Origin of the sequence: Rhodococcus sp. 14C212 (assembly GCF_011058195.1) — a bacterium.
Taxonomy (GTDB): domain Bacteria; phylum Actinomycetota; class Actinomycetes; order Mycobacteriales; family Mycobacteriaceae; genus Rhodococcus; species Rhodococcus aetherivorans.
On record NZ_JAALEH010000021.1, the window covers coordinates 49,001 to 75,949 of the forward strand.

The following is a 26,949-nucleotide window of genomic DNA, read 5'->3' on the forward strand; positions in this document are numbered from 1 at the left end:
CCCGGCCCGGTGCTCAGCGCGCGGGGTCGGTGGCCGGGAGTGCCGGTGCGGCCGGGCTGAGCAGGGCCGGGTAGGCGCGGTGCACCTGGGCGGCGACGACCGCCGCGACGACAGCCTTGAGCAGGTCACCGGGCAGGAAGGTGGCGTTCGCACTCAGTGCCGCCCACAGCGTGAGGTCGGTCCGTGCGAGCATGCCGGCGATGCCGAAGACGTAGAGCACGACGATGCCGCCGAGGACGTTGACGGCGATGCCCGGCAGCACCCGGTAGCGGGGCAGCATGCGCGCCGAGAGCCAGCCGATCACCGCGACGGCGGGAAGCCAGCCGAGCAGGAAGCCGACCGTCGGCCCGGCCAGCGCCGTGAGGGTCGTGCGTCCCCCGGCGAGCACCGGCAGCGCCAGGCCCAGCACGATCACCGTGGCCACCGACAGCACGCCCTTGCGGGCGCCGAGCAGCGCCCCCGCGAGCATCACGCCCAGCGTCTGCAGCGTGATCGGCACGCCCGACGAGCCGACGGTGATCTGTCCGGGCAGACCCAGAGCGATGATCAGGGCGGCGAACACGGCGATCTGCGCCAGGTCGCGGGCGGGCGTGCGGCGGTTCGAGGACACGATTCTCAGCCTTCTGACGAGGGGACCGAACCTGTCGAGGGTATGTCGCCGCGGCGTGCTCCTTCCCACCACCCCGCTCCGGGCCGGGCCCCGACCAGGGTCGCACCGGCCTCCGGGTAACCACCCATCTTTCCCTGATCTCTGTGTTGACCTGGTGTTTTTCCGTCTGTGGGGTGTCACGATCGACAACGAACGGCAACGACGCAAGGAGAAGACGATGTTCTGGAAGATCGTGGGTGCGGTGGCGCTGGTGTGGATCGCCCTTGTGGTGATCGGGGCGCTCGCGGAGCACCTGTTCGGGATTCTCGTAGTGAGCGCGCTGATCTTCGGTGGCTACATGCTGTACAAGGCCGTGGCCGGCAGCAAGGACGACCACATCACCCACGTGTGAGGTCGCGGCGGCTCAGCGGCGCAGCAACTGGGCGAGCAGCCGGCGACCCTGCCCGAGCGACACGTCGGGCAGCTACGCGTGACCGACGGCGTGGCTGATCGTGGGCAGTGTCGCGACGTCGGGACACAGGGATCGGCGATAGTGGACGAATGGAACCGGTACCGGAGGACTGGCAGCGGGCGCTCGTGATCGCCGCGCACCCCGACGACATCGAGTACGGCGCGGCGTCCGCGGTGGCGCGGTGGACCCGACAGGGCAAGGAGGTGCGCTACGTCCTGGCGACCAGCGGCGAGGCCGGCATCGCGGGCCTGCCGCCGGCGGCGTGCGGGCCGTTGCGCGAGCAGGAGGAGCGGGCATCCGCCCGGGTCGTCGGGGTCGAGGTGGTCGAGTTCCTCGGGCATCCCGACGGCCGCCTGGTGGCGGGGCCGGACCTGCGCCGCGATCTTGCGGCGGCGATCCGGCGGAACCGACCCGAGATGGTGGTGACCGGCAACTTCGGGCTCACGTGGTTCCCCGGCGTCCTCAACAGCGCCGACCACCGTGCCCTGGGGCTGAGCGTGCTCGACGCGGTCGCCGACGCGGCGAACGAGTGGATTTTCCCGGACCTGGCAGAGGAGGGTCTGCCGCCGTGGCCGGGGGTGCGGTGGGTGGCGGTGAGCACCACGTCTCCCACTCACGGAGTGGACGTCACCGACACCGTCGAGGACGGCGTCGCGTCCCTCGCCGAGCACCGCCGCTATCTCGAGGCGCTCGCGCCTGCCCCCGTGCTCGACCAGGCCCGGGCGCAGGTGGAGTCGGCGACAGCCGCTCTGCCCGGGTTCGCGGCGGAACGGGCCGCCGGTTTCGAGCTCTACACGTTCGGGGGCTGACCGCCGGGCACGAGGACGACTCCGGCGCCGGGCACGGCCTCGACGTCCACGGGCAGCGGTCCGAGCGGTTCGCCGTCCGCATAGGCGGAGATGCCGGGACACTCGAGCCGCACCCGCCGGGCGCGGTGCACGCTCACCTCGTCCAGGTCGACGTGGGTGCCGCGATAGACGGTGGGGAACAGGCGCAGCAGGCGGGTCCGGTTGGCCGAGGTCACGATCACGACGTCGAGGAGGCCGTCGTCGAGACGCGCGTCCGGCGCGATGCGCATGCCGCCCCCGTAGGTGGAGGCATTTCCCACGGCCACCATCGTTGCCGCAACGTCGAGGTCGTCGCCGTCCAGCGTGATGCGATACGGCAGCAGGCGCAGATTCGCCAGTTCCGCGACCATCGCGACGTTGTAGCGCAGCCGGCCGCGCGGCCGGCGCATCCGGTTGGCGCGGTCGGTGACCAGGGAGTCGAATCCGCTGGCGAGCACGGTGCCGAACCAGTGGTCCGGCCGTCCGGGCGCCCGGACCCTTCCGAGGTCGATCGTCCGCGTGGACCCGTCGGCGATCACGTCGGCCGCCGCCACCGGATCCGACGGCACGTGCAGGACGCGGGCGAGGTCGTTGCCGGTCCCGGCCGGGACGATGCCGAGCGGAATCCCGGTCTGCGCGAGCGCCTGCCAGGCGAGCCAGACGAGCCCGTCCCCGCCGACCGCGACGAGTGCCGCGGTTCCCTCGGCGACGGCGTGGCGCACCAGTTCGAGGGAGTGTTCCGGGGTGTCGCCGGCGATCTCGGTGACGCGCAGGCCCCGGTCGCGCAGCCGGGCCATGGCGGACCTCGTCGCGCGCGCGGTGTGCGGACCCGCGGCCGGGTTCGTCAGGACGGTGACGGATTCGATCACGGCAGCAGCTTTCCCGGGTTGAGGATGCCGAGCGGGTCGAGTGCGTCCTTGACCGCGCGGAGCAGGCCGGTGCCCAGAGTCCCGATCTCGTCGGCCATCCACGGCCGATGGTCGCGCCCGACCGCGTGGTGGTGGGTGACGGTGCCACCGGCCGTCATGATCGCGTCCGTGGCGGCGCGCTTGGCCGCCGACCACTGCGTGAGGGGATCGTCCGTCTGCGCACACACGACGGTGAAGTACAGGGACGCGCCGGTGGGGTAGGTGTGCGAGATGTGGCACAGCACCAGTGGCGGGGTCCCCTGTTGCTGCAGGGAGGCGGTGAGCGCGTCGGTCACCGCCGTCCGCAGCCGCGCCAGATTGCTCCACGTGGTGGCGGTTTCGAGGGTCTCGGCGAGGGCCCCGACCCGCAGCAGGGCGTCGCGCAGGTGCGGTGCGTCGAACCGTCCGTGCTCCCAAGCGCGGGCCGGGTCTTCTCCGAGGTCGGTGCCGCCCAGGGTCGCGAGCAGCGCGTCGACCTCGGCGGCGCGGGCTCGTACGTGTTCGGCGGAGCCCTCGACGGTGGTCACGGCCAGGCATCCGGTGGGGGCGGTCGCACCGATGTGCTCGTGCAGCGCGAGGTTCGTCGCGGTCTCGGTCTCGTCCGACAGGCGAAGCACGGTGGGGACGGCGCCGGTCTGCACGAGGGTGCGCAGGGCGTCCGCACCCGTGGCGAAGTCGGGGAACGACCAGGCGCGGTGGGCGGTCGCGGCCGGGATCGGGTGGATTCGCACGCCGACCTCGGTGACGATGCCGAACAGGCCTTCGGACCCGAGGAACAGTTGCCGTAGGTCCGGGCCCGCGGCCGAGGCCGGGGCGCGGCCCGCCCGGACGGTGCCGCGCGGGGTGGCGACGACGAGGTGCTCGACCATCTCGTCGAATCGGCCGTGGCCGGCGGAGGCCTGGCCGGAGGATCGGGTGACGGCGAACCCGCCCACGGTCGCGTGGCGGAAGCTCTGCGGGAAGTGCCCGAGCGAGAAGCCGTGGGCACCGAGCAGCTCCTCGGCCTGCGGTCCGGTCGCACCGGCCTGCAGCGTCGCCAGACCGGAGACCGGATCGAGAGCGGTGAGCGCGTTCATCCGTTGCAGGTCCACTGCGACGACGGCCTCGAAGCCGTCGCGCACCGGGTCCAGCCCGCCGACGACGCTGGTGCCGCCGCCGAACGGCACGACGGCGATCGCCTCGTGTACGCAGTAGTCGAGTACGGCGAGCACCTCGTCGTGGCTTCCGGGGCGCAGCACCGCGTCGGGACCGTCCTGCGGGCCGGGGTTCTGTCGCCGCAGCAGGTCCAGGGTGCTCTTGCCGCCGGCGTGACGGAGCCGGGTCGCGTCGTCGTCGGCGACGTGTTCCGGGCCGACGATGCGCCGCAGGCCCTGGTGGTGCCGGGGGTCCAGCCGTGACGGGGTGAGTCGCACGGCGGTCTCGGGCAGCGAGCGGGCGTGGTCGGTGTCCACGCCGAGGGCCTGTCGAAGCAGTGTGCGGACGCCCTCGCCGAGTTCCTTCCGGCGGTCCGCCGTGCCCCACGCGTCCCACTCCATCTCGGCTGCGGCGGTGGGGTGTTGCGGTGTGAAGCTCAGAGTCATGCGTTACAGTGTTACACACAATGTCTATTCGTAACGATGAGATCCGGTCTTCCGGCCCGTCGGCGGCAACCGTCGAGAACCAGATCCTCGACGCCACCCGCTCGTGCCTGCTCGACTTCGGACTGCGGCGCACCACCCTCGCCGAGGTGGCGCGGCGCGCCGGTGTCAGCCGCCCCACGGTCTATCGCCGCTGGCCCGACACCCGCGCCCTGGTCGCGGACCTTCTCACGCGTGAGATCCGCGCCGTCCTGCCGGATCTCCGCGGAGAGGGGCCCGTCCGGCCGCGCGTCGTGCGGGCCGTCGTGACGGCCGTCGACGAGATCGGCACACACCCGCTGTTCGAGAAGATCCTGCGGTCGGACCCGGACCTGCTCATGACGTACATCGTGGACCGGCTCGGGACCAGCCAGCACGCAGTGCTCGAGGTGCTGACCGGGGCGCTCGTCCTCGGCCAGCGCGACGGCACCGTCCGCGCCGGCGACGTCCGCGCGCTTGCCGCGTTCGTGCTGCTCACCGCCCAGTCCGTGGTGCAGTCCGCCGGGATGGTCGCCGAGGTGGTCGACCGGGCGGCCCTGCTGACCGAGCTGGCGCACGCCGTCGACACCTATCTCGCACCCTCCGGGGAGGATCGCCCGTGACCGGACCCGCCCCCAGCGCTCTCGACGCCGCCCGCCGACGCCGGGAACTCGACGACCTCGCCGCCCGGCCCACCGTCGACGTGCTCGTCGTCGGCGGCGGGGTCACCGGCGCCGGCGCCGCGCTCGACGCCGCGTCGCGCGGCCTGAGCGTCGTCCTCGTCGAACGGCACGATCTCGCCTTCGGTACGAGCCGGTGGAGTTCGAAGCTCGTCCACGGCGGCCTGCGCTATCTCGCCACCGGGAACATCGGCATCGCCCGCGAAAGCGCTGTCGAGCGGGGAATTCTCATGACCCACACGGCGCCGCACCTGGTGCGCGCGATGCCGCAGCTGGTGCCGCTGCTGCCGTCGGTCGGCCGCGGCGAGGCCGCGCTCGTGCGCACCGGGTTCCTCGCCGGCGACGCCCTGCGGGTCTCCGCGCACACGCCGTCCACGGTGCTGCCGCGCTCGCGCCGCATCGGCGCGGGGCGCGCCGCCGACCTGGTCCCCGCCGTCCGGCGCGATGGGCTGCGCGGGGGACTGCTCGCCTACGACGGCCAGCTCGTCGACGACGCCCGGCTCGTCGTCGCCCTCGCCCGCACCGCCGCCTCCTACGGCGCCCGAATCCTCACCCGCGTCGACGCGCACTCCGTCACGGCCGACGGCGCCGCCCTGCGCGACACCCTCACCGGCACCGAGGTGCGGGTGACGGCCCGCGCCGTGATCAACGCGGCGGGCGTGTGGGCGGGACAGGTGGATCCGTCGATCCGGCTGCGACCGAGCCGCGGCACCCACCTCGTGCTCGCCGCCGCCGCCCTCGGCAACCCCACGGCCGCGCTCACCGTGCCGATTCCCGGCGCCACCAACCGGTTCGTCTTCGCGCTGCCCGCCCAGCTGGGCCGCATCTATCTGGGACTGACCGACGAGGAGGCGCCCGGCGTGCTGCCCGACGTCCCGCAGGCCACCGACGGCGAGATCGACTTCCTCCTCGACACCGCCAACACGGCCCTCGCCGTGCCCCTGACCCGCGACGACGTCCTCGGCACCTTCGCGGGGCTGCGGCCGCTGCTCGACTCCTCCGCGCCGGGAACCGACACCGGCGGCGGCACCGCGGACCTGTCGCGCCGGCACGCGGTCGTGCGCTCCGAGTCCGGTCCGATCGGCATCGTCGGCGGCAAGCTCACCACCTACCGGCGGATGGCGCAGGACGCCGTCGACGCGGCCGTCGAGACGGCCGGACTGCGCGTCGGGCCGTGCCGCACCCGGCGGCTCCCTCTCGTCGGCGCCGCGCCTGCTGCTGTGCTGCGCACCGTCGCCGCCCCGGCGAACCTGGTGCGGCGCTACGGCACCGAGGCGGCCCTGCTCGCCGCGGACCCGCGCCGACTGGAACCGATCGCCCCCGGGCTCGACGTCAGCCGCGCGGAACTGGAATTCGCCGTCACCCACGAGGGTGCCCTCGACGTCGACGACATCCTCGACCGCCGCACCCGGATCGGGCTCGTGCCCGGCGACCGGGCCCGGGCGCTCGACGCCGCCGGGGATGTGTCGGCCTGACCACCGGAGCGTCCGGCTCGGCACTCTTCACGTGCGCGATATTCTGAGACGGCCGTCGGGCGGGCGCCGCGACGGACTCGGGAGTGGACGACACCGTGGGAGAACTGCAGACCGGCTCCGTGTTCGCCGGGTACCGTATCGAACGCCGCCTCGGCACGGGAGGGATGGGCAGCGTCTACCTGGCGCGGCATCCGAACCTGCCGCGTTTCATCGCGCTGAAGCTGCTCGACCCCTCGGCGACCGCGAACCCGGGCAACCGCAGCCGGTTCCTCCGGGAGGCCGACCACGTCGCGCGGCTCGAACATCCCAACATCGTCACCGTGTACGACCGCGGCAATGTCGGCGACCAGTTGTGGATTGCGATGCAGTACGTGGACGGCACCGACGCGGTGGGTGCACTGCGCAGGGGGCCGATGCCTCCGGGGCGCGCCGTGCACATCGTGTCCGAGACCGCCCGCGCGCTCGATTACGCGCATGCACACGGGATACTGCACCGCGATGTCAAGCCCGCGAACATCCTGCTCGCGCCGAGCGGGGGGAACGAACCCGAGCGCGTCCTGCTCGCGGACTTCGGGATCGCGAAGAGCCTCGACAGCACGGCGGTCACCGAGACCGGCATGCTCGTCGCCAGCCTGCAGTACGCGTCCCCCGAGCAGATCGAGGGGCGGCCCCTCGGCCCCCGGACCGACGTCTACGCCCTCGGGTGCACGCTCTATCAGCTGCTCACGACGCGGCCACCGTTTCCGGGGTCCGAGCCGGCCCATCTGGTCCACGCGCATCTGCATCTGCCCCCGCCGCGCCCCACCGCGGCGCGGCCGGACCTGCCGTCCGCGTTCGACGACGTGATCGTCCGCGCGATGGCCAAGCGCCCCGAGGACCGCTTCCCCACGTGCGGTGCGCTGGCTGCGGCCGCGCGTGCCGCTCTCACCGAGCCGGTCACCGAGCCGGTCACCGCGCCGACCCGGGCGATCACCGCCGCCGAACCCGCCCCCGTGTACGCGGGTCCGACCGCCCCGCCCGGACACCCGATGTCGCGTTCCCGGCGGCCGCTGCTCGTGCTGCTGGGCGCCGCGGTCGTGGGCCTCGCGCTCGTCGGATCGCTGACGTGGATCCTGCCCGGCCGCAACGAGGCGCCGGAGCCGGATGCGCGGGCCGACACCTCGGTCACCGGGCAGATCGACAGCCCCGGTCCGGTGGCGCCGCCTCCCGCGACGGTCACGGTGGAGGTCACCGACCTCCCCACCACGTCGCCCGCACCGACGACCGCGGCCCCGCCGCAGAGCCGCCCGGACCGCATCCCGGTCGCGCAGGCGGACACCCGGGGCTTCGACGACGACATCGGGCCGCGCTGCAACTCGACCGACGAGGCCGTCGCGGTGGCGCGCACGTCGGCGTCGCGGGTCCTGGTGTGCCGCAACGACTCCGATCGCCTCTACTACAAGGGCCTGCGGCTCAGCGACGGTGCCGACATCGAACTGGCCGATGCCGCTCCGGCCGCCGCCGGATTCACCGTCGTGGCCGGACCTGTGCGCTACACGTTCGACGAGGACGAACTGCTGATCATCGACAACGGAACGGTCACCACCCGCGAGCAGGTGCTCCAGTTCTGGTCGGCGTATCCGTGACCGCCGGGGCCGCGGAGCGGCCACCCCGGGGGACTGTCGCCGCCGATCTCCGCGCCGATCGGTGGCCGGCCACGGATACGGGACCATCGCCGGGCCGGGATCGCCCCTCCGAGCCATCACCAGTAGCGACTGCCGGGCCCGCCTTTGAAAGGGCCGACCACCCGATCGGTGATCCAGCCGCCGTAGAAGCCGCCCGCCTGGGGACGCACCCGCTCGCCGTCGACGAAACAGCCGTCCATCGGACCCGGCATGACCGCCACATGCCCGACGAGTGCCTCGTATCCGGCAACCGGCCGGGGATAGTGCCACGCCGCACGCTCGGCGACGTGTCCGCCTGCCACGACGTCGAAATAGTCGGCCCGTCCCTTCCACTCGCACACCGTGCTTCCGGGAACCGGCCGCAGGACCCCCTCGGCGAAGCATGTCCGGGGCAGGTAGTAGGTCGGTGGGTGGCTCGTCTCCAGCAGCCGCAACGGGTGGCGGGTGCGTGCGACGAGTTGCCCGCCGAACCACACCTCGACCAGCTCGTCGCTCCGTCGGACCACGGGCGGCCGCGGGTAGTCCCACACCGACTCCTGCCCCGGACCGACGGGGTCCGGCACCGGATGGCCGCTCGTCACGGGACACCTGCCGGCATCGTCATGCTTCCAGGCTCGCACGTACGACGCGGTGGGCACAGTCCGGGCGAGCCCCACCGTCGAGGCGCTGCACCGGCGGCCGGTACTCCCGGCGTCGCCTCCACGACCGGGCAGCGCGGAGCGGGTGTGGCAGGCTGAGCCGATGCGAGTGGCGGTGGTGGCCGGGCCCGACGCCGGGCATGCGATCCCGGCGATAGCCCTGAGCCTGCGTCTGGCCGAGGCGGGCGACGAGCCCGTCCTCTTCACCGGCGAGCGGTGGCTCGGCCTCGACCTCGACGGGGTGACGCTCGCGCCGCTCGCCGGCCTGGCCCCGCGTCCGGAGGACGACGATGCCGATGCCGGTGCCCGCATCCATGCCCGCGCCGCCCACATCGCGTCCGAGATGCTGCCCGGGCTCAGCGCCTTGCTGCCCGACCTCGTCGTCTCCGACGTGCTCACCGCGGGCGGCGGCATGGCCGCCGAACGCCTCGGTATCCCCTGGGTGGAGCTGTCGCCCCACCCGCTGTATCTGCCCTCGCGGGGGCTGCCCCCCATCGGCAGCGGTCTCGCCGCAGGCACCGGGCTGCGCGGGCGCGCGCGGGACACGGTGCTGCGCGCGGCGACCGCCCGGTCGATCCGGCAGGGCGAACGCGAACGGTCCGCGGCGCGCGTCGGGATCGGCCTGGCCGCCCGGGATCCGGGGCCGGCGGCCCGGCTCGTCGCCACCCTGCCCGCCCTCGAGGTGCCGCGACCTGACTGGCCCGCCGGGGCGCACGTCGTCGGGCCACTGCTGTGGGAGCCCACCGGCGACGTCCTGGAGCCGCCCTCCGGCGACGGACCGCTGGTGATGGTGGCCCCGTCCACCGCGGCTACCGGCGTGCCCGGCCTGCTCGACGCCGTGTGCACGGGCCTCGGCGGATCCGGGATGCGGATCGTCGTCGCGATGCTCGAGCCGCCCGAGCGGGACTGGCCGGACGGCGTCGTGGCCGGGCACGGCCGGCAGGACCTGCTGCTCGAGCAGGCCGATGTGGTGGTGTGCGGTGGCGGCCACGGGATGCTCGCCAAGGCCCTGCGCGCCGGAGTGCCCGCGGTAGTGGTGCCCGGCGGCGGCGACCAGTGGGAGCTGGCCAATCGGGCCGCCCGGCAGGGCAGCGCGGTGGTCGTGCGGCCACTCGACGCCGACGCGCTGCGGGCGGCCGTGGACACCGTGCTGGCCGGGCCGCGCTTCACGCGCGCGGCCCGCCTGGCCGCCGCGACGGCAACGCAGGTCGAGGACCCGGTGGCCGTCTGCCGCAGCGTCGTGGCGCCGATGCGGTGACGTGCCCCGTGTCCGCTCCACCGGCCGCTGTCGCGGGCCCGGGAGGCGACTACCGTGGCGCAGGTGCGACTGACGGAATTTCACGAGTGTGTCCGCAACGAGTTCGGGCAGCTGCGCGGCGACGCCCTGCTACGTGACCACGTGCTGCTCTCGCTCGGCGGGCGGACCGCCGCCGCGGCCATCGAGGCCGGCCGGGAACCCCGTGAGGTGTGGCGGGCCCTGTGCGACGAGTTCGACGTCCCGCCCGCGCGCCGGTGAAACCGCCGCGCCCGTTCCGTTCGAACAATTGTTCGCCTATGCTGGTCCGCGGGTGGTGAAGAAGTAGTCCACAGGCGTCCGATTCATCCACAGATCCGGCCGCTCGCCGGTCGGGACGGCGAACTTGTCGGTGCCGGACTCTAACGTCATCGGCAAGCAAGACGAGACTCGAAAAGGGGACCACGATGGCACCACAGGCACACGATCGCGACAAGGCGCTCGAGCTGGCGCTCGCGCAGATCGACAAGAGCTTCGGCAAGGGCTCGGTGATGCGCCTGGGGGAGGAGTCCCGCCAGCCCATCGCCGTGATCCCGACGGGCTCGATCGCGCTCGACGTCGCGCTCGGCATCGGCGGCCTTCCGCGCGGCCGGGTCGTCGAGATCTACGGCCCGGAATCCTCCGGTAAGACGACGGTCGCGCTGCACGCCGTTGCCAACGCCCAGGCCGCCGGCGGCATCGCCGCCTTCATCGACGCCGAGCACGCGCTCGATCCCGACTACGCCCGCAAGCTCGGCGTCGACACCGACGCCCTGCTCGTGTCGCAGCCGGATACCGGTGAGCAGGCGCTCGAGATCGCGGACATGCTGATCCGTTCCGGCGCGCTCGACATCATCGTGGTCGACTCGGTGGCGGCCCTGGTGCCGCGCGCCGAGATCGAGGGCGAGATGGGTGACAGCCACGTCGGCCTGCAGGCCCGCCTGATGAGCCAGGCGCTGCGCAAGATGACCGGTGCGCTCAACAACTCGGGCACCACCGCGATCTTCATCAACCAGCTGCGCGAGAAGATCGGTGTGATGTTCGGCTCGCCCGAAACGACCACCGGCGGCAAGGCGTTGAAGTTCTACGCCTCGGTGCGCCTGGACGTGCGCCGCATCGAGACCCTCAAGGACGGCTCCGACGCGGTGGGCAACCGCACCCGCGTCAAGGTCGTCAAGAACAAGGTGTCGCCGCCCTTCAAGCAGGCCGAGTTCGACATTCTCTACGGCCACGGCATCAGCAAGGAGGGCTCGCTCATCGACATGGGTGTCGAGCAGGGCTTCATCCGCAAGTCCGGCTCCTGGTACACCTACGAGGGCGACCAGCTCGGTCAGGGCAAGGAGAACGCCCGCAAGTTCCTGCTGGAGAACACCGACATCCGGGACGAGATCGAGAAGAAGATCAAGGAGAAGCTCGGCATCGGGGCGGACGTCACCGCCGAGGTGGCCGACGAGCCCGCCGACTTCTGAGTCGAGCGTTGGGCAGCGACTCCCGTCGCGGTGACCGGCGCGGCGGCGACCTGCCCGGCGGCGGAACGGAGGCCCAGGCCAAGGACCTGTGCCTCCGTCTGCTGACCGACCGGGCTCGCAGCCGCGCCGAACTCGCCGCGAAACTCGAACAGAAGGGCTTCGCCGCGGACGTCGCCGAGCGGACCCTCGACCGGCTCACCGACGTGGGTCTCGTCGACGACGCCGAGTTCGCCCAGCAGTGGGTGCGCTCCCGTCACCGGCATGCCGGCCGGGGGAAACGTGCCCTGGCAATGGAACTGCGCCGCAAGGGGATCGGGCAGCACGAGGCGGCCGAGGCGCTGGAGCAGATCGACGGCGACGACGAACGCGCCCGCGCCGCCGAACTGGTGCGCAAGAAGCTGCGCACCCAGCCCCCGCTGCCCACGGAGGGGGATCGGCGCGAGATCGCCGCGGAACGGGACAAGGTGGTGCGACGGCTGGTCGGCATGCTCGCCCGCCGTGGTTACCCGCAGGGCCTGGCCTTCGACGTGGTCCGCGGCGAACTCGCCGGACTCGATCCCGAGCCCGGCGAGTTCGCCACCGACTGACGGGTTACCGGCGCTTGTCGTGATCGCTGGTGATGTCCACCCCCGGGACGGTCATGCCGGAAAGCACGTTGTCGGGTGCGTTCTCGTCGGCCTCCGGCATCGCGGCACGGTTCTTGCGTCCGGTCCGCAGGCGCCGCTCGAGCCGGGTCGCGACGATCGTCAACGCGCCGTTGAGCACGATCATGATCGCGGCCACCACGAGCAGCGACGGCAGGTAGTTGCCGAAGAACGCGCCGAGCTGCTGACCGGCGCGCACGACTTCGACGTATCCGATGAGATAGCCGAGCGCGGAGTCCTTCAGGGCCACCACCATCTGCGAGACGATCGCCGGCAACATCGCCGTGACGGCCTGCGGCAACAGGATCAGCCGCATGATCTGGCCCTTCCGCATGCCCAGGGCCGCGGCGGCCTCGGTCTGCCCGCGGGGCAGCGACCGGATACCGGCGCGGACGATCTCGGCGATCACCGAGCCGTTGTAGAGGGTCAGGCCGGTGACCACCGCAGCCAGCGCCAGGTACTTCGACCGGAAGACCTGGTATTCGGCGAACAGCTGGTAGGCGAAGATCATCAGGATCAGCACCGGGATGGCCCGGAACAGTTCGACGATGAAGCCGCACACCGCGCGCACGGGTCGGTGATCGGAGAGCCGGCCGATGCCCAGCGCCGCCCCGAGGATCAGGGCGAGCACGATGGACACCGCCGCCGCGATGAGCGTGCCCCGGATGCCGGGGATCAGATACGTGGTCCACGAGCTCGATTCCAGGAACGGCTCCCACTTCTCGGTGGTGAGCTGCCCCTTGTCGTCGAGAGCCCGGTAGACGAAATAGCCGACGGCGACGAGCAGCACGGCCACCGCCGCCGAGGCGACGTGGTAGATCGTTCGCGCCCGCGGACCGGGGGCGTCGTAGAGGACGGTTGCGCGGCCGGTACTCACCGGGACACCTCGAATCGCGTGCTCAGCCAGCCGAACAGCAGGCCCGTGGGCAGGGTCAGGATCACGAAGCCGAGGGCGAAGATGCCGCCGATGACGAAGATCTGCGCCTCGTTCTCGATCATGGTCTTCATCAGCAGGGAGGCTTCCGAGACGCCGATGACGGACGCGATCGTCGAATTCTTGGTCAGGGCGATCAGCACGCTACCGAGGGGTGCGATCACCGCACGGAACGCCTGCGGCAGCACGATCAGGCGCAGATTCTGGCCGAAGGTCAACCCGAGGGAGCGGCCCGCCTCGGCCTGCCCGACGTTGACGGTGTTGATGCCCGAGCGCAGCGACTCGCAGACGAACGCCGCGGTATAGACGCTCAGGCCCAGCACCGCGAGCCGGAAGTTGTTGTCCACCAGGAACGTCGGCGACGACTGGGGGGCAAGGCTGATGCCCAGCGTCTGGGACAAGCCGAACAGGCAGAAGATGATGATCAGCGTCAGGGGGGTGTTGCGGAAGATCCCCACGTACACGGTGCCGACCGCCCGTGCCACCGGCACCGGGGACACGCGCATCCCGGCGAGGATCGTTCCGAGGATCAGTGCGCCGATCGCCGAGAGCACCGTCAACTGCACGGTGGTCCAGAAGGCGTCGATCAACTGATCGCCGTACTTGCTCAACAGATCCACAGGTCAACTCCACCGATCGGGGGCTGGGATCCGGCCGGCCCGTGACGAGTCGTCGAACGGGCCGGCCGGACGGCGGGGACGGTCAGTAGCGGTCGACCTGCGGCGGTTCCGGCAGGGGGTATCCGGACGGGCCGACAGTGGATTCGAGGGCGGCCTGCCAGGCCCCGCTCGAGATCATCTCTTCGATCGCGTCGTTGATCTGGTTGCGGGACTCGGTGTCGCCCTTGGCCAGACCGATACCGTAGCGCTCCTCCGTGAACGGCTCGCCCACGACCTTCAACTGGCCCGGGTACTGGGCCGCGTAACCGGCGAGGATGATGTCGTCGGTGGTCACGGCGTCGACCGCACCGTTGCGCAGCGCTTCGACGCAGGCGGAGTAGGTGTCGAACTCCTGCAGCTGCACGTCCTGCGCGTAGGTGTCCTTGACCTTCTGCGCGGGGGTGGAGCCGGCCACCGAGCACAGCCGCTTGCCGCCGTTGAGCGACTCCGGTCCGGTGATGTCGGTGTTGTCGGCCCGCACGAGCAGCGACTGACCGGCGACGAAGTACGGTCCGGCGAAGTCGACCTTCTCCTTGCGCGTGTCGGTGATCGAGTAGGTGGCGACGATGTAGTCCACCTCACCGTTCTCGATGAGGGTCTCGCGCTGCGGGGACGGAGCTTCCTTGAACTCGATGTTCTCCGGCGCCACTCCCAGCTGCTGCCCGACGTACTTCGCGACCTCGACGTCGAACCCGCTGAAGGTGCCGTCGGGATTGCGCAGCCCGAGTCCGGGCTGGTCGAACTTGATGCCGACGACGAGGGAGCCGCTCTCGGCGGACTGCGACACGCTGCGCTGCTCGTCTCCGCCACACGCGGTGGCGAGCACGGCGACGGCGATCGCGCCGATGCCCAGGCGAACCGAGCGGGTGATTCTCATCGAGTACCTCCGTGTTGTGGGTGATGCCGCCCCGGTTCGGGTGCGGCAGCGACGCCGGATCAGTGACTGAGGATCTTGCCGAGGAAGTCCTGGGCGCGGGCGGACTTGGGTGCGGTGAAGAACGTGTCGGGGTCGGTGTCCTCGACGATCTGCCCGTCCGCCATGAACAGCACGCGGTTGCCGGCCTTGCGGGCGAAGCCCATCTCGTGGGTGACGACGAGCATCGTCATGCCCTCCCGGGCCAGCGACGTCATGACGTCGAGCACCTCCTGGACCATCTCGGGGTCCAGCGCCGAGGTCGGCTCGTCGAACAGCATGACCTTCGGGTTCATCGCCAGTGCCCGCGCGATCGCGACGCGCTGCTGCTGGCCGCCCGAGAGCTGCGCGGGATACTTCTCCGCCTGATTGGCGATGCCCACGCGTTCGAGAAGCTGCCGCGCCTGCTCCTTGGCGTCGGCCTTGCCCTTGCGACGGACCTTCACCGGGGCGAGCATGACGTTGTCGAGGATGGTCTTGTGCGCGAACAGGTTGAACGACTGGAACACCATTCCCACGTCGGCTCGCAGCGCCGCGAGCGCCTTACCCTCCGCGGGAAGCAGCCTGCCGTCCACCCGGATCTCGCCCGAGTCGATCGGCTCGAGCCGGTTGATGGTCCGGCACAGGGTGGACTTGCCGGACCCGGACGGCCCCACCACGATCACGACCTGCCCCGCAGGCACCTCGAGGTTGATGTCCTGCAGCACGTGCAGGGCTCCGAAGTGCTTCTCCACCGCCGACATCGAGATCATCGGGGGTGCGCCGCCTGCCGAGCCGGAGGGCTTCTCGAATTCGACCGCCGCTGGTGTCATGGACAGAACCCTATGCTGCCCGCGCCGCCGTGCCGCAATTTTCGGAAGCCGAGTTCGGACTGCGTAATGGAAAATTTACGGTCGGCGCCGAGAGGCCGGATCCGGTTCGCCCCGCGGGGCCGCGCGATGGACTAAGTTGTCTCCCTCGGCCCACTTCAGGAGCGGTCCGGCCCCGTGAGCTAGGCTGGGACGTGTCATCGATGGACCATGAACCCCCCAGCGCCCCGGCCGCCCCCGACGCGACCGCCGGGGTCGGCGCCCGCACCTACGAGGTGCGCACCTATGGCTGCCAGATGAACGTGCACGACTCCGAGCGCCTGTCCGGCCTGCTCGAGGACTCCGGGTTCACCAAGGCGGGGCCGGGTGCGCCCGCCGATCTCGTGGTCTTCAACACCTGTGCGGTGCGTGAGAATGCCGACAACAAGCTCTACGGCAACCTGAGCCATCTGCGGCCCGTCAAGGACGCCAACCCGAACATGCAGATCGCCGTCGGTGGGTGCCTCGCCCAGAAGGACCGCGAGGTTGTTGTGAAGAAGGCGCCGTGGGTCGACGTCGTGTTCGGCACGCACAACATCGGCAACCTGCCGGCGCTGCTCGATCGTGCCCGGCACAACCGCCGCGCCGAGGTCGAGATCCTCGAATCGCTCGAGGCGTTCCCCTCGACCCTGCCCGCCCGGCGCGAGTCCAGCTACGCCGGCTGGGTGTCGATCTCCGTGGGCTGCAACAACACCTGCACCTTCTGCATCGTGCCGTCGCTGCGTGGCAAGGAGGTGGACCGCCGGCCCGGCGATATCCTCGCCGAGGTCCGCGCGCTCGTCGACGAGGGCGTCCTCGAGGTGACCCTGCTCGGGCAGAACGTCAACTCCTACGGCCGCTCCTTCGCCGATCCGGAGCAGCCCCGCGACCGCGGCGCGTTCGCCGCGCTGCTGCGCGCCTGCGGGGGCATCGAGGGCCTCGAACGGGTCCGCTTCACCTCGCCGCACCCCGCGGAGTTCACCGACGACGTCATCGAGGCGATGGCGCAGACCCCGAACGTGTGCCCGCAGCTGCACATGCCGCTGCAGTCCGGCTCCGACCGCGTCCTGCGCGCGATGCGCCGCTCGTATCGCAAGGAGCGGTTCCTCGGGATCATCGAGAAGGTGCGCGCGGCCATGCCGCACGCGGCGATCACCACCGATATCATCGTCGGATTCCCCGGCGAGACCGAGGAGGACTTCCAGGAAACCCTCGACGTCGTCGAGAAGGCCCGGTTCACCAGCGCCTTCACTTTCCAGTACTCCAGGCGACCCGGCACGCCGGCCGCGGAGATGGACGGCCAGCTGCCCAAGGCGGTGGTGCAGGAACGGTACGAACGGCTCATCGCGCTGCAGGAGCGGATCACCCTCGAGGAGAACCTCGCGCTCGTCGGCACGGAGGTCGAGCTGCTCGTCGCCGCGGGGGAGGGCCGCAAGGACTCCGAGACCGCCCGGATGAGCGGCCGCGCCCGTGACGGCCGGCTCGTGCACTTCCGACCCGAGGGCAACGTCGACCGTGCGGTTCGCCCGGGCGACGTCGTCACGATCGTGATCAGCGAGGCCGCCCCGCACCATCTGGTCGCGGACACCCCGATCCTGACCCACCGGCGCACCCGCGCCGGCGACCGGTTCGAGCAGGGCCGCACCCCCAGGACGCCCCCCATCGGGGTGGGGCTCGGTCTCCCGCAGATCGGTGTGCCCGAGCCACTTCCGGTACAGACGGGATGTGACGCATGACCGCGAGCGGCCCCGACGAGAGCAGGACGCCCGGCGACGACGCCGGCGACGACGGAAGGGACCCGATGGACGAAGTCCGCGCCGACCTCGAGGCAGCCGAACGCAAGATCGCCGGCGAGATCGACCCCGGAGCCCGCGCGCTCGTCGTCGCGGTCGCGGTGCTCGTGCTGCTCGGCTCGTTCAGCCTGCCCCACGCCGGGGCGGCCAACGGGTGGGAGGTGCTGTCCTTCGCCCCCGACGCGACCGCCGAGTCCATCGCGCTGCCCTCCCGCATCTTCGTGTGGCTCGCTCTGGTGTTCGGCGGGATCTTCTCCATCCTGGCGCTCGTCACCCGCCGGTGGGTGCTGGCGTGGCTGGCGCTGGCCGGCTCCGCGGTGTCGATCGTGTTCGGCATGCTCTCGATCTGGTCGAGGCAGACCCTGCCGGTCGGCGACCCGGGCGCGGGGCCGGGCATCGGCCTGATCCTGGGCTGGATCACCGTCATGGTGCTCACCTTCCACTGGGCGAAGGTGGTGTGGACGCGCACCGCGCTCCAGCTCGCCGCCGAGGAGGAACTCCGCAACGCGGCGGCCCAGCAGGAGAACAAGGGCCTGCTCGACGACTGACCGTCCGGAACCGGACGAACGACGGTGCCCCCGGCTCGAACGAGCCGGGGGCACCGTCGTGTCCGGACGGGCGCTCAGCGCTCCCCGACGGCTCCTTCCGCGGCGTCGGCCCATTCCCGCCACTGCTGCGCCTGCGCGAGCGCACTCTCGGCGTCCTTCGGGCGGCCCGCGGCGGTGGCCTTGGCGGCCTGCTCCTCGAACTGGCGCACGCGCTCCCGGAACTGGGCGGCACGGGCGAGCGCCTCCGGGTCGGTGCGTCGCCACTCGGACTCGGCGGCCTCGCGGACCCGCTTCTCGATCGCCCGCAGACGGCTCTCGAGGTCGTGCATCCGCTCCCGCGGGACCTTGCCGATCTCCTCCCACCTGTCCTGCAGCTCGCGCAGCCGGGCTCGGGCGGCGTCGATGTCCGCCGCCGGATCGATCGACGCCGCCGACTGCAGCAGCGCCTCCTTCGCCTGCGCGTTCTCCTCGAACTCCGCGTCCCGCTCCGAGGCGGCTGCGTTGCGGGCGGCGAAGAACACGTCCTGGGCGCCCTTGAACCGCTTCCACAGCTGATCGTCGGCCTCGCGCGGTGCCCGGCCGGCCGCCTTCCACTCGGCGAGGAGTTCCCGGAACGCGGCCGCCGTCGCACCCCAGTCGGTCGAGTCCTGCAGTTCCTCGGCCCGCGCCACGAGCTCCTCCTTGCGGGTCCTGGCGGCGGCGCGCTCGCGGTCCAGTTCGGCGAAGTGCGCGCCGCGCCGGCGGTTGAACGCCTCGCGGGCCTTCGAATAGCGCCGCCACAGGGCGTCGTCGACTTTACGGTCCACGCCGCGGATCGTCTTCCACTCCTCGAGGATCTCCCGCAACCGGTCGCCGGCGGCCTTCCACTGGGTCGACTCGGCGCCGATCTGCTCGGCCTCGGCCGCGAGGGCCTCCTTGCGGGCGGTGGCCGCCGCCCGCTGGTGCTCCTTCTCCTGTTTCGCGGCGACCGCCGCCTTCTCCGAGTCCGCGACGATCGCCGCGAGCCGTTCGGCGAGGGCGTCGAGGTCACCGATCACGGCGGCGGTGGGCAAGGACTCCGCGAGCGCCTGGGCCGCCGTCCGGGTCTTCTTCGCATCCCCGGTGCCCGAGCTCAGCCGCGACTCGAGGATCGCCACCTCGGTCGCGAGGTCGTCGTAGCGGCGGCCGAAGTGTGCAAGCCCCTCGGCCGCGTCGCCCGCCTGCCAGGACCCGATACACCGCTCGCCCTCGGCGGTCTTCACCCACGCCGTGCCGTCCTCGTCGACGCGGCCCCACCGGCTCGGATCGCTGGCCGGGACCGTGGGCTGCGGATGGGGATGGGCGGCCGGATGCGGCTTGGGTGCCGACGACTCGGGGGCCGGCCGCTGCCGACCCGGTTTCGGAGCGCCCGGCTTCGGAGCGCGGGATTCCTGCGTTGCGTTCGGGTCGGTCATCGGTCCTCATCTCTGCCGCGCGGCACGGCTGCCTGGTCGCACTGGTTCGCGTGGTCGGGCCGCGGAGGTCGCTCCGAGACCACGCCCGCCCACTATTGAAACAGGTCGCACGGCCGGGAGGCGGCGGGTCGGGTCGACTACGGTGGCCCGTGTGTTGATCGCCGCGGCGTTCGTGCCGTCCCCACCCCTGCTCGTTCCCGAGCTGACCGGCTCCGCGGCCGCCGAGACCGCCGACCTGCGCGACGCCGTGCTCGCCGTCGGGGCGGAACTGCGCGCCGCGGCGCAGTGGGTCGTCGTCGGTACGGGCACGGAGGCCGCGGACCTCCCGGACACGGCCGTCGGAACGTTCCGCGGCTTCGGCGTCGACCTGGCGGTATCGCTCGGGCCGGCGACCGCGGGGACGCCCGATCCGCAGCTGCCGCTGTCGGCCCTGATCGCGGGCTGGATGCGCGACCGGACGGCGCCGGTCGTGCGCGCCACCACGCACGTCGTGCCGGCCGACGCGACCCCGCAGGACTGCGCCCGCTTCGGGCGGCGACTGCGCGACGCCCTGGACGCGGACCGCACCCCGACGGCCCTGCTCGTGGTCGCGGACGGCCCGGCCACGCTCACCGCGAAGGCACCCGGGGCCTACCACCCCCGAGCGCAGGAGGTGGACGAGGCGCTCGGCGCCGCCCTCGCGGTCGGCGACGCCGCCGCGCTCGCCGCGCTCGACCCGGCGCTCTGTACCGAACTGGTCCTCGACGGCCGCGCCGCATGGCAGGTGCTGGCCGCGGTGTTCGGCGCCGACGGACCGGCGGCGGCCGCCACGACCCACAGCAGCGCGCCGTACGGCGTGGGATACCACGTGGGGGTGTGGCGACCGTGACCCGTGAGCCCATCCGTCCGGTCGCCGTCGTCGGCCCGACGGCCACCGGCAAGTCCGATCTGGGCCTCGATCTCGCGGTGGAACTCGGCGGGGAGATCGTCAACATCGACGCGATGCAGCAGTACCGGGGCATGGACATCGGCACCGCCAAGCTGCCCGTCGACGAGCGCCGCGGCATCACCCACCATCAGCTCGACGTCCTCGACGTCACCGAGACCGCCACGGTCGCCCGCTACCAGCAGGCGGCGACCGCCGACGTCGAGGCGATCCGGGCCCGCGGCGCCGTGCCGATCATCGTCGGCGGCTCGATGATGTACGTGCAGGCGCTCCTCGACGAGTGGCAGTTCCCCGCGACGGATCCGCAGGTACGGGCCAAGTGGGAGGCGCTGCTCGCCGACGAGGGGGTGGCCGCGGTGCACGAGGCGCTGCAGCGGGCCGACCCGGTCGCCGCGGCGACGATCCTTCCCACCGACGGCCGCCGTATGGTCCGCGCCCTCGAGGTGGTCGAGCTCACCGGGTCGCCGTTCGCGGCGTCGCAGCCGCAGATCGGCGATCCCAGATGGGGGACCGTCGTGCTGGGGGTGGACCGGGACACCGTGGCCCTCGACGACCGGATCGCTCGGCGCACGGACCTGATGTTCGAGCGCGGACTGGTCGACGAGGTGGTGGCGCTGTGCGAGCGGGGGCTGCACGAGGGGGTGACGGCCCGTCGGGCGATCGGGTACGCGCAGGTGCTCGAGTACCTGGCCGGTGAGTGCGACCTCGCACACGCCCGCGAGCGCACCTTCATCGGGACGCGGCGTTACGTGCGCCGGCAACGCTCGTGGTTCCGCCGGGATCCGCGGGTGCACTGGCTCGACGGTGCCGATCCGGCGCTGCGGGACACGGCGCTGCGGGTTCTCGACGATGCGAACCGTCGATAAGGTGACGGGCATGGACTTCAGCAAGGGGCACGGCACCGAGAACGACTTCGTGATCCTCCCCGATCCCGACGTGCGGATCTCCCTCGAGCCGAAGCGGGTGGCGGCGCTGTGCGACCGCCGCCGCGGCCTCGGGGCGGACGGGGTCCTGCGCGTCGCGCGTGCCGGGGCGCTGGTCGACGCCGGGGTTCTGCCGGCACTGCCCGAGGGGACGGACGCCGACGACTGGTTCATGGACTACCGCAACGCCGACGGCTCGATCGCGGAGATGTGCGGCAACGGGGTGCGTGTGTTCGCGCATTTCGTCACCGCGAGCGGGCTCGAGTCGCGGGGCGAGTTCGTCGTCGGCAGCCGCGCCGGCGGCAAGCCGGTGCAGGTGCACAGCGCCGACGCCACCCACGGCGAGGTCACCGTCGACATGGGTGTCGTGCGGGAGCTGGGGGAGTCGTCGGCCACCATCGAGGGCCGGGTGTACCGCGGGCTGGGCATCGACGTCGGCAACCCGCACCTGGCCTGTGTCGATCCGCACCTGACCGCGGCGACGCTGGCCGCCCTCGACCTGTCCGGTCCGGGTTTCGACCCCGGCTTCTTCCCACAGGGGGTCAACATCGAGTTCCTCACGCCCATCTCCGCGGGCGCGGTGGACATGCGGGTGTACGAGCGGGGGGTGGGGGAGACCCGGTCCTGCGGCACCGGCACGGTCGCCGCCGCGGCGGCGGCGTTGCGTTTCGACGGCTCCGGTTCCGGTACGGTCCAGGTGCACGTCCCCGGCGGGACCGTGCAGGTGCGCCTCGAGGACGGCCGGGCCGCGTTGCGCGGCCCGTCGGTGCTGGTGGCGTCGGGCACGATCGGCGACGACTGGTGGAGCGGTCTGGACTGACTCCCGGCCCGGGACGCGTGCGCGCCGCGTGGGTTTCGCCCTGCGCGGACACCCGGAAAGTCGCATGCGCCGGCGCGTCCGACGTGGGACGATGGTCGTGTATGACGAACACACGACGAAACGAATCGGCCACCGACGACGCGGACCGCGTCGCGGGCTGGGCCCCCGCCGACCCGTCGGTCGGCGAGATGCAGCTCGAGGACCGCAGCGCACTGCGCCGCGTCGCCGGGTTGTCCACCGAACTCGAGGACATCACCGAGGTCGAATACCGGCAGCTCCGCCTCGAACGGGTGGTGCTGGTCGGGGTGTGGACCGGAGGCACCGCCGTCCAGGCAGAGGCCAGCCTCGCCGAGCTCGCCGCACTGGCCGAGACCGCGGGCTCCGAGGTACTCGAGGGATTGATCCAGCGCCGGGACCGTCCCGACGCCGCGACCTACATCGGCTCCGGCAAGGCCGAGGAACTGCGCCAGGTGGTGCTGGCCACCGGTGCCGACACCGTCATCTGCGACGGCGAGCTCACCCCCGCGCAGCTGACCGCCCTGGAGAAGATCGTCAAGGTCAAGGTCATCGACCGCACCGCACTGATCCTCGACATCTTCGCCCAGCACGCCACCTCCCGTGAAGGCAAGGCGCAGGTATCGCTCGCGCAGATGGAGTACATGCTGCCGCGACTGCGCGGCTGGGGCGAGTCGATGTCGCGGCAGGCCGGCGGCCGTGCCGGCAGCAACGGCGGCGTGGGCCTGCGCGGTCCCGGCGAGACGAAGATCGAGACGGACCGTCGCCGCATCCGCGAACGGATGGCCAAGCTGCGCCGCGAGATCAAGGCGATGAAGTCCGTTCGCGACACCAAGCGCACCCGGCGCATGCGCAACCGCATCCCGTCGGTCGCCATCGTCGGCTACACCAACGCCGGCAAGTCCAGCCTGCTCAACAAGCTCACCGGTTCCGGTGTGCTGGTGCAGAACGCGTTGTTCGCGACGCTCGACCCGACCACACGCCGGGCCGAACTGCCGGACGGGCGGGAGTACGTGCTCACCGACACCGTCGGGTTCGTGCGGCACCTGCCGACCCAGCTCGTCGAGGCGTTCCGCTCCACCCTCGAGGAGGTCACGGACGCGGACCTGCTGCTGCACGTGGTGGACGGGTCCGATCCGTTGCCGACGGACCAGATCAAGGCGGTGCGCGAGGTGATCACCGACGTGCTGCGCGAGTCCGACGCTCCGCCGCCGCCCGAGCTGATCGTGGTGAACAAGGTCGACGCCGCCGACCCGCTGACCCTCACCGAGCTGCGCGCCCTGCTGCCCGACGCGGTGTTCGTCTCGGCGCGCAGCGGCGAGGGACTCGACGAACTGCGCGAGCACCTCGCCGCGCTGCTCGAGCACCCGGACGTCGAGGTGAAGGTGCTGCTGCCGTACACGCGGGGCGACCTGCTCGCGCGGATCCACTCGGACGGGCAGGTCCTGAACTCCGCGCACGAGGTGGACGGCACGCGCGTGCATGCCCGCGTGCCGCGGGCGCTCGCGTCGGCCTTGGTCGAGTACGCCGCCTAGTGCGCGGCGCCCTCGTCGGCCTGGTGGCCTCGGCTGCCGTCGTGTCGGCGCCGGCCGCCGCAGCGCAGACCGCCACGGTCCCGATCGCCGAGGTCGACGGCGGCGTGCTGTGCACCCCCACCGATCCCGCCCTCGCGGAGCTGTCGGGCCTCGCCGCCGCCGGTGATCGCGTGTTCGCGGTGCCGGACGCCGGGGCCGACGAGGCGGTATTCGAGCTCGGCGCCGACTGCGCGGTGCTGCGCCGCATCCCGCCGGCCGTCGACCCGTACGACGGGGAGGACCTCGCCGCCGGTCCGGACGGCCGGCTGTGGCTCGGCGACGTCGGCGACAATCGCGCCGTGCGCGACACCGTTGCGCTGATCTCGGTCGATCCGCAGACCGGCGCGGGCAGCCTGCACCGGCTCACCTACCCCGACGGCCCCCGCGACGCGGAGACGCTGCTCGTCCCGCGCGACGGGGTGCCGCTGATCGTCTCCAAGCCACTGTTCGGCAGTGCCGGGATCTACCGTCCGGCCGGCGGGCGGAGCGTGGACGACCTGCCCGACCCGGGTCCGGTCCCGCTCGAACGCGTCGGGTCCCTGACCCTCGGTCCCACGGACACCCCCGGCGGACCCGTCGGCGGGGCCTCCTCCGCATTGGTCACCGGCGGCGCGGTCAGCGCCGACGGCACCGTCGCCGCCGTGCGCACGTACACCGATGTCCACCTCTTCCACGCCCCCGACGGTGACGTCGCGGCGGCGCTCGCGGCCGGCCCGGCGCTGCGGGTGCCGGTGCCCGACGAACCGCAGGGCGAGGCGGTGGCCTTCACCGCGAACGGGGACCTGCTGACCGCTTCCGAATCCGCCGGCGGCGCCCTGCCGGCCGTGCGGGTGTGGCGCGACGTGGTGGGCCTGTTCCGGCCCGCGCCGGCGGAGGAGCCGGCCACGACCCCGGGCGGCGCGATGCCCGCGGCGATCGCCGCGGGCATCGTGGTGGTCGCAGCCGCCGCAGGCGGGCTGTGGCGACGGGCCGCGCGCCGCCGCCGGGGCTGACGTCAGGCGTCGAGGTCGGCGGCCACCAGCTCGGCGACCCGGGCGAGCACGTCGGTGTCGTCGCTGCTCACGGTGACCTCGGTGCCCTGGGTGGCGCCGAGCGTCATGATGAGCAGCGCCGAGCCCGCGTCGACGGGTTCGCCGCCGTCCACGGCCAGGGTCACCGGGACTCCGGAGGCGACCACGGCTTCGGCGATGATGCCGGCCGGCCGGGCATGCAGGCCGATGGACGAGCCGACGGTGACGGTGGTGCTGGGCATGGGAACTCCTTCGGGGTAGGGACGGTCGTCGGATCCGATCAGGCGACGGCGGGCTGGGCCGCGGTGTCGCTGCTGCGCAGGTGGGCGGGCCGGTGCACCTCCTTGGCGAGGGTCACGCACAGCGCACCCACGACGGTGCCGGCGGCCAGGGCGACCAGGAACCACAGCAGGTTGCCGATGGCGAAGAACACGAAGATGCCGCCGTGCGGGGCGCTGAGGGTCGTCCCGGTGGCCATCACGATCGCGCCGGTGACGGCACCGCCGGCCATCATCGACGGAATCACCCGCAGCGGGTCCGCCGCCGCGAACGGGATCGCCCCCTCGGAGATGAACGAGGCACCGAGCAGCCATGCGGCCTTGCCGTTCTCGCGTTCGGCGGTGCTGTAGATGCCCGGCCGCAGGGTCGACGACAGTGCCATCGCCAGCGGCGGCACCATGCCGGCGGCCATCACGGCCGCCATGATCTGCAGCGATGCGTTGTTCGAGACGTCGAGCCCGGCGACGGCGAAGGCGTAGGCGGCCTTGTTGACCGGGCCGCCGAGGTCGAAGCACATCATCAGGCCGAGGATCACGCCGAGGATGACGACCGAACTCCCGGACAGGCCGTTGAGCCAGTTCGTCAGGCCCGTGGTGATCGCGGCGAGGGGCTTGCCGAGGACGAGGAACATGAGGGCGCCGACGATGAGGGTGGCGAACAGCGGGATGATCACCACCGGCATCAGCCCGCGGGCCCACACCGGGACCGGGATGCGACCCACCCACAGCGCCGCGAAGCCCGCGATGAGGCCGCCGACGAGGCCACCGATGAAGCCGGCCCCGACGAACACGGCCACCGCGCCGGCGGTGAAGCCGGGCGCCAGGCCGGGCCGGTCCGCGATCGCGAAGGCGATGAAGCCCGCCAGGGCGGGCACCAGGAACGAGAACGCCAGCGAGCCGAGCTGGAACAGAACCGCGCCGAGATAGGTGGTCAGGCCGCCGTCCGGGAGGTCGGTCAGCGAGTTGTTGACCACGATGTCGGCGGCGGGCTCGGTGATCTCGTACCCGCCGAGCAGGAATCCGAGGGCGATGAGCAGGCCGCCCGCGGCGACGAACGGGATCATGTAGCTCACGCCGGTCAGCAGGATCTGACGCAGCCGGGTGCCCCAGCCGACCTCGCCGGACGAGGGTTCGTCGGCGGCCGCGGCCACGGAGGCCGCGTCGACGGTGCCCGCGGACGGGTCCTTCGCCGCGCGCATCGCCTCGGCGACCATCACGTCGGGCTCGTTGATCGCCCGCTTGACGCCCGAGGCGACCACCGGTTTGCCGGCGAACCGTTCGCGGTTCTTCACGCCGACGTCGGTGGCGAAGATGACGGCGTCGGCGCCGGCGATCACGGATGCCGGCAGAGGGGTGCTGCCGCTCGAACCCTGGGTCTCGACCCGCACCGTGACCCCGGCGCGTTCGCCCGCGGCCTTGAGGGCGTCGGCGGCCATGTAGGTGTGGGCGATTCCCGTCGGGCAGGCGGTGACAGCGACGATGGTGCGCTCGGCGGCCGGGGTGGGTTCGACGGCCGGCGCGGGTTCGGCGGCCGGGGCCACGGTCGTGGCCGAGGCCGGTTTCGGCAGGACCCCCTCGACCAGCGCAATCACGTCCGCGGGTGTGGCGGCCTCGCGCAGTGACCCGACGAAGTCCGGCCGCACCAGTGCCCGGGCGAGCGACGAGAGCAGCTTCATGTGCTCGGCTCCGGCCCCCTCCGGGGCGGCGATGAGGAACACGAGGTCGGCGGGTCCGTCGGGGGCGCCGAAGTCCACCTTGGGGGACAGCCGGGCGAAGCCGAGCGACGCGGTGGCGACGGCGTCGGCGCGGCAGTGCGGGATGGCGATCCCACCGGGCAGGCCGGTGGCCGACTTGGCCTCCCGGTCCAGGGCGGCGGCCGTCAGAGCCGCCGCGTCGGTGGCGCGGCCGGCGGCGGCCAGCCGCGAGGCCAGCGCCGCGATGACCGACTCCTTGTCGGCGCCGAGGTCCGCGTCGAGCGCGATCAGGCCGTCGTCGATGATCGCGGGCCCGGGGGCGGCGCCGGAAGCGATGTCTGGCATGGCGTGTCCTTACTGGTGGTGAGG

The 26,949-nt window shown here is 72.3% G+C and carries 27 protein-coding genes; 16 read left to right on the top strand and 11 right to left on the bottom strand.

All coding sequences use genetic code 11. From position 1 onward, the window contains the following. Positions 1 to 13: 13 nt before the first annotated feature. Positions 14 to 610: a biotin transporter BioY gene (locus tag G6038_RS12140; protein ID WP_165037941.1), complete on the bottom strand. Its 597-nt coding sequence runs from the start codon at positions 608 to 610 to the stop codon at positions 14 to 16. 217 nt (positions 611 to 827) lie between these two features. Between G6038_RS12140 and G6038_RS12145 the strand changes: the two genes are divergently transcribed. Next, a complete protein-coding gene (locus G6038_RS12145; protein ID WP_165037943.1) occupies positions 828 to 1,001 on the top strand; it encodes a hypothetical protein in 174 nt (57 codons plus the stop codon). Between the two features lie 149 nt (positions 1,002 to 1,150). Further along, complete coding sequence (locus G6038_RS12150) at positions 1,151 to 1,870, top strand: PIG-L deacetylase family protein (protein WP_165037945.1); 720 nt, start codon at positions 1,151 to 1,153, stop codon at positions 1,868 to 1,870. Here the strand turns inward: G6038_RS12150 and G6038_RS12155 are convergent. Both G6038_RS12155 and G6038_RS12160 read right to left on the bottom strand, forming a co-directional pair. Further along, the gene (locus G6038_RS12155) at positions 1,852 to 2,757 is read right to left on the bottom strand and encodes a diacylglycerol kinase (RefSeq protein ID WP_165037947.1); all 906 of its coding nucleotides are present in this window, start codon (positions 2,755 to 2,757) and stop codon (positions 1,852 to 1,854) included. The genes G6038_RS12150 and G6038_RS12155 overlap by 19 nt on opposite strands. Then, positions 2,754 to 4,376, bottom strand: a complete 1,623-nt coding sequence (locus G6038_RS12160; RefSeq protein ID WP_165037949.1) for an FAD-binding oxidoreductase — start codon at positions 4,374 to 4,376, stop codon at positions 2,754 to 2,756. Before G6038_RS12160 ends, G6038_RS12155 begins: the two co-directional genes overlap by 4 nt. Before the next feature lie 20 nt (positions 4,377 to 4,396). On the opposite strand from G6038_RS12160, the gene G6038_RS12165 reads away from it, so the two are divergent. The 3 genes from G6038_RS12165 to G6038_RS12175 all read left to right on the top strand — a co-directional run bounded on the left by G6038_RS12165 (position 4,397) and on the right by G6038_RS12175 (position 8,171). After that, the gene (locus tag G6038_RS12165; protein ID WP_165037950.1) at positions 4,397 to 5,014 is read left to right on the top strand and encodes a TetR/AcrR family transcriptional regulator; all 618 of its coding nucleotides are present in this window, start codon (positions 4,397 to 4,399) and stop codon (positions 5,012 to 5,014) included. Further along, entirely contained in the window at positions 5,011 to 6,546 is a 1,536-nt protein-coding gene (locus G6038_RS12170) for a glycerol-3-phosphate dehydrogenase/oxidase (RefSeq protein WP_165037952.1), read from the top strand. The genes G6038_RS12165 and G6038_RS12170 overlap by 4 nt, the downstream gene beginning before the upstream one ends. A gap of 83 nt (positions 6,547 to 6,629) precedes the next feature. After that, positions 6,630 to 8,171, top strand: a complete 1,542-nt coding sequence (locus G6038_RS12175) for a protein kinase (protein WP_165037954.1) — start codon at positions 6,630 to 6,632, stop codon at positions 8,169 to 8,171. Positions 8,172 to 8,287: 116 nt separating this feature from the next. On the opposite strand, the gene G6038_RS12180 is transcribed toward G6038_RS12175, so the two are convergent. Beyond that, on the bottom strand, positions 8,288 to 8,791 hold the full coding sequence (locus G6038_RS12180; protein ID WP_165037956.1) for a DUF427 domain-containing protein: 504 nt from the start codon (positions 8,789 to 8,791) through the stop codon (positions 8,288 to 8,290). Positions 8,792 to 8,951: 160 nt separating this feature from the next. On the opposite strand from G6038_RS12180, the gene G6038_RS12185 reads away from it, so the two are divergent. The 4 genes from G6038_RS12185 (at position 8,952) to recX (ending at position 12,177) form a co-directional block, all read left to right on the top strand. Further along, positions 8,952 to 10,106: a nucleotide disphospho-sugar-binding domain-containing protein gene (locus G6038_RS12185; RefSeq protein WP_165037958.1), complete on the top strand. Its 1,155-nt coding sequence runs from the start codon at positions 8,952 to 8,954 to the stop codon at positions 10,104 to 10,106. 63 nt (positions 10,107 to 10,169) lie between these two features. Beyond that, positions 10,170 to 10,364: a DUF3046 domain-containing protein gene (locus tag G6038_RS12190; RefSeq protein WP_165037959.1), complete on the top strand. Its 195-nt coding sequence runs from the start codon at positions 10,170 to 10,172 to the stop codon at positions 10,362 to 10,364. Between the two features lie 185 nt (positions 10,365 to 10,549). Further along, positions 10,550 to 11,590 (top strand): recombinase RecA, encoded by a 1,041-nt coding sequence (gene recA / locus G6038_RS12195; protein ID WP_165037961.1) that lies wholly within the window; start codon positions 10,550 to 10,552, stop codon positions 11,588 to 11,590. An 8-nt stretch (positions 11,591 to 11,598) separates the two neighbouring features. Continuing rightward, complete coding sequence (gene recX / locus G6038_RS12200; protein WP_165037962.1) at positions 11,599 to 12,177, top strand: recombination regulator RecX; 579 nt, start codon at positions 11,599 to 11,601, stop codon at positions 12,175 to 12,177. 4 nt (positions 12,178 to 12,181) lie between these two features. Here recX and G6038_RS12205 read toward each other — a convergent pair whose 3' ends face one another. From G6038_RS12205 to G6038_RS12220, 4 genes are all read right to left on the bottom strand, one after another. Further along, positions 12,182 to 13,111 (bottom strand): amino acid ABC transporter permease, encoded by a 930-nt coding sequence (locus G6038_RS12205; RefSeq protein ID WP_165037964.1) that lies wholly within the window; start codon positions 13,109 to 13,111, stop codon positions 12,182 to 12,184. Continuing rightward, a complete protein-coding gene (locus tag G6038_RS12210) occupies positions 13,108 to 13,788 on the bottom strand; it encodes an amino acid ABC transporter permease (protein WP_165037965.1) in 681 nt (226 codons plus the stop codon). Before G6038_RS12210 ends, G6038_RS12205 begins: the two co-directional genes overlap by 4 nt. A gap of 82 nt (positions 13,789 to 13,870) precedes the next feature. After that, entirely contained in the window at positions 13,871 to 14,704 is an 834-nt protein-coding gene (locus tag G6038_RS12215; protein ID WP_006948252.1) for a glutamate ABC transporter substrate-binding protein, read from the bottom strand. Between the two features lie 59 nt (positions 14,705 to 14,763). Then, a complete protein-coding gene (locus G6038_RS12220; protein WP_165037997.1) occupies positions 14,764 to 15,492 on the bottom strand; it encodes an amino acid ABC transporter ATP-binding protein in 729 nt (242 codons plus the stop codon). A gap of 260 nt (positions 15,493 to 15,752) precedes the next feature. On the opposite strand from G6038_RS12220, the gene miaB reads away from it, so the two are divergent. Then, positions 15,753 to 17,303, top strand: a complete 1,551-nt coding sequence (miaB, locus tag G6038_RS12225; RefSeq protein ID WP_165037967.1) for a tRNA (N6-isopentenyl adenosine(37)-C2)-methylthiotransferase MiaB — start codon at positions 15,753 to 15,755, stop codon at positions 17,301 to 17,303. Continuing rightward, the gene (locus tag G6038_RS12230; RefSeq protein WP_165037968.1) at positions 17,300 to 17,908 is read left to right on the top strand and encodes a hypothetical protein; all 609 of its coding nucleotides are present in this window, start codon (positions 17,300 to 17,302) and stop codon (positions 17,906 to 17,908) included. Before miaB ends, G6038_RS12230 begins: the two co-directional genes overlap by 4 nt. 74 nt (positions 17,909 to 17,982) lie before the next feature. On the opposite strand, the gene G6038_RS12235 is transcribed toward G6038_RS12230, so the two are convergent. After that, a complete protein-coding gene (locus G6038_RS12235) occupies positions 17,983 to 19,341 on the bottom strand; it encodes a DUF349 domain-containing protein (RefSeq protein ID WP_165037970.1) in 1,359 nt (452 codons plus the stop codon). 151 nt (positions 19,342 to 19,492) lie between these two features. Between G6038_RS12235 and G6038_RS12240 the strand changes: the two genes are divergently transcribed. The 5 genes from G6038_RS12240 (at position 19,493) to G6038_RS12260 (ending at position 24,590) form a co-directional block, all read left to right on the top strand. Next, the gene (locus tag G6038_RS12240) at positions 19,493 to 20,209 is read left to right on the top strand and encodes a hypothetical protein (RefSeq protein ID WP_165037972.1); all 717 of its coding nucleotides are present in this window, start codon (positions 19,493 to 19,495) and stop codon (positions 20,207 to 20,209) included. After that, positions 20,197 to 21,132, top strand: coding sequence for a tRNA (adenosine(37)-N6)-dimethylallyltransferase MiaA (gene miaA, locus G6038_RS12245; protein WP_165037974.1), 936 nt, complete (start codon positions 20,197 to 20,199; stop codon positions 21,130 to 21,132). The genes G6038_RS12240 and miaA overlap by 13 nt, the downstream gene beginning before the upstream one ends. 10 nt (positions 21,133 to 21,142) lie before the next feature. Continuing rightward, positions 21,143 to 22,009, top strand: coding sequence for a diaminopimelate epimerase (gene dapF / locus G6038_RS12250; RefSeq protein WP_165037976.1), 867 nt, complete (start codon positions 21,143 to 21,145; stop codon positions 22,007 to 22,009). Between the two features lie 101 nt (positions 22,010 to 22,110). Beyond that, positions 22,111 to 23,559, top strand: coding sequence for a GTPase HflX (hflX, locus tag G6038_RS12255; protein ID WP_165037978.1), 1,449 nt, complete (start codon positions 22,111 to 22,113; stop codon positions 23,557 to 23,559). Then, positions 23,559 to 24,590: a hypothetical protein gene (locus G6038_RS12260; RefSeq protein ID WP_165037979.1), complete on the top strand. Its 1,032-nt coding sequence runs from the start codon at positions 23,559 to 23,561 to the stop codon at positions 24,588 to 24,590. Before hflX ends, G6038_RS12260 begins: the two co-directional genes overlap by 1 nt. Before the next feature lie 2 nt (positions 24,591 to 24,592). Here G6038_RS12260 and G6038_RS12265 read toward each other — a convergent pair whose 3' ends face one another. Next, complete coding sequence (locus G6038_RS12265; RefSeq protein WP_165037982.1) at positions 24,593 to 24,850, bottom strand: HPr family phosphocarrier protein; 258 nt, start codon at positions 24,848 to 24,850, stop codon at positions 24,593 to 24,595. Positions 24,851 to 24,888: 38 nt separating this feature from the next. After that, the gene (locus tag G6038_RS12270) at positions 24,889 to 26,925 is read right to left on the bottom strand and encodes a fructose-specific PTS transporter subunit EIIC (RefSeq protein WP_165037984.1); all 2,037 of its coding nucleotides are present in this window, start codon (positions 26,923 to 26,925) and stop codon (positions 24,889 to 24,891) included. Positions 26,926 to 26,949 lie beyond the last annotated feature (24 nt).

Coding starts and splice junctions, on each gene's coding strand:
- G6038_RS12145 (WP_165037943.1), top strand. CDS start 828: ATGTTCTGGAAGATCGTGGGTGCGGTGGCGCTGGTGTGGATCGCCCTT.
- G6038_RS12150 (WP_165037945.1), top strand. CDS start 1,151: ATGGAACCGGTACCGGAGGACTGGCAGCGGGCGCTCGTGATCGCCGCG.
- G6038_RS12160 (WP_165037949.1), bottom strand. CDS start 4,376: ATGACTCTGAGCTTCACACCGCAACACCCCACCGCCGCAGCCGAGATG.
- G6038_RS12165 (WP_165037950.1), top strand. CDS start 4,397: ATGTCTATTCGTAACGATGAGATCCGGTCTTCCGGCCCGTCGGCGGCA.
- G6038_RS12185 (WP_165037958.1), top strand. CDS start 8,952: ATGCGAGTGGCGGTGGTGGCCGGGCCCGACGCCGGGCATGCGATCCCG.
- recA (WP_165037961.1), top strand. CDS start 10,550: ATGGCACCACAGGCACACGATCGCGACAAGGCGCTCGAGCTGGCGCTC.
- G6038_RS12215 (WP_006948252.1), bottom strand. CDS start 14,704: ATGAGAATCACCCGCTCGGTTCGCCTGGGCATCGGCGCGATCGCCGTC.
- G6038_RS12220 (WP_165037997.1), bottom strand. CDS start 15,492: ATGATCTCGATGTCGGCGGTGGAGAAGCACTTCGGAGCCCTGCACGTG.
- miaB (WP_165037967.1), top strand. CDS start 15,753: ATGGACCATGAACCCCCCAGCGCCCCGGCCGCCCCCGACGCGACCGCC.
- G6038_RS12230 (WP_165037968.1), top strand. CDS start 17,300: ATGACCGCGAGCGGCCCCGACGAGAGCAGGACGCCCGGCGACGACGCC.
- G6038_RS12235 (WP_165037970.1), bottom strand. CDS start 19,341: ATGACCGACCCGAACGCAACGCAGGAATCCCGCGCTCCGAAGCCGGGC.
- dapF (WP_165037976.1), top strand. CDS start 21,143: ATGGACTTCAGCAAGGGGCACGGCACCGAGAACGACTTCGTGATCCTC.
- hflX (WP_165037978.1), top strand. CDS start 22,111: ATGACGAACACACGACGAAACGAATCGGCCACCGACGACGCGGACCGC.
- G6038_RS12265 (WP_165037982.1), bottom strand. CDS start 24,850: ATGCCCAGCACCACCGTCACCGTCGGCTCGTCCATCGGCCTGCATGCC.
- G6038_RS12270 (WP_165037984.1), bottom strand. CDS start 26,925: ATGCCAGACATCGCTTCCGGCGCCGCCCCCGGGCCCGCGATCATCGAC.